Raw genomic sequence first — 1371 nt, forward strand, 5'->3', positions numbered from 1 at the left:
ATGCCGTCGCGGCGCAATTTTCCATCGGCATGACGGAGCCACATCACAGGCAGTCCGGCGTGGTCCAGCTTGCACGTCACGTGCGTGGCCACAGGCAAGATAGCGTGCGTTCCGTCGTCGTTGATCTGCACCAGGTCTCTTCCGCTGTCGCGGAGCTCCGTGTTCAAACTGTTGCGCTCATCGTGTCTTTGGATCCGTCACATTTGTGTTCTGGTCATGCATGGGCGCCGAGCAGCTTGCGCTCCTTGACGGCGGCACGTGCGCTGACGTCCGCCTGCGAGGCAGCCGGATCGCCGCAGTAAAAGGTGCCATCGACCCACATCGCATGCATGATCACCGCGAGCTTGCGCGCCACCGCCACGGTCGCCTTGCGGTGGCTGGTGCGCTTGGCGATCGCCAGCCCCCAGGTCTTGACCTTGTCCTTGCGCTTGAATCGGGTCAGCAACGCACTGGCCGCCTCATAGAGCGCCCGCCGCACGTCGGCATCGCCCGCCTTGCTGATCCGCCCCTGCACGTCGATCGACGTGCCGGACTGCCAGCGCCGCGAGGTCAGGCCAAAATACGCCGCCACATCGCGCGACCTTTTGAAGCGCGAAGGATCATCGACTGCGGTCATGAAGCTCAGGGCGGCCACCGGCCCCACGCCGGGGATCTGCATGAAGCGCCGGCACAGCTCATGTCCGGCGACCAGCTTGACCACCAGATCGTGCAGCCGGCAGTACTCCTTCCACAGCGCGGCGCGCGCGTTCAGCATGGCGTCGATCAGCTCGCTGACCAGCGCATCGCCCGCCACCGCCTCGCGCACCGCTTGCGCGAATCCGCCGCGGCCAATATGGCTGAGGCGAATGCCAAACACCTTCAGCGAATGCCGGATCGCGTTCTCCAGATCCACAAACTTGCGCTTCAGATTGCGCCGGTGCGTCAACAACAGCCGCAGCCGGTAGCACGCCGCGCTCTTGATGTGCGCCTTTCGGAACCAGCCGGTGCGCATCAAATGTGCCAGGCCGAGCGCGTCGGTCCGGTCGGTCTTGTTGCGCTGCGCCTTCAGCGCCGCGCGCACATGCAGCGTTTCCAGGCACACCGCCGGCAGGCCGCGTTTTAACAGTTCCGGGTGCAGCCAGGGCGACAGCGAGCCCGCCTCGTGGCCGAGCCGCCGCAGCCGGCCGAGATACGGCGTCAACGCCGCCTTGATCGCGTCCGGATCGGTCACCACCGCAACCTCCAGCGCCACCTTGCCCTTGTCATCCACCACGCAGATTGCCGTTTCGTCCATACCGACATCCAAACCACAGAAGAATTCCATCACACGCCTCCCGCGTTGCTGAGGCGGCGCACTGTGCGCGTCATTCATCGCGCAGACCACTTGCGCTG

1 protein-coding gene is annotated in these 1371 nt (G+C 65.1%); it reads right to left on the minus strand.

The window, feature by feature from the left end; translation table 11 throughout:
- Positions 1 to 214 precede the first annotated feature (214 nt).
- The gene (locus AC5ZFO_RS47920) at positions 215 to 1303 is read right to left on the minus strand and encodes an IS110 family RNA-guided transposase (protein WP_496124255.1); all 1089 of its coding nucleotides are present in this window, start codon (positions 1301 to 1303) and stop codon (positions 215 to 217) included.
- Positions 1304 to 1371: the final 68 nt, after the last annotated feature.

The organism is Bradyrhizobium sp. Unk1 (genome assembly GCF_059512345.1).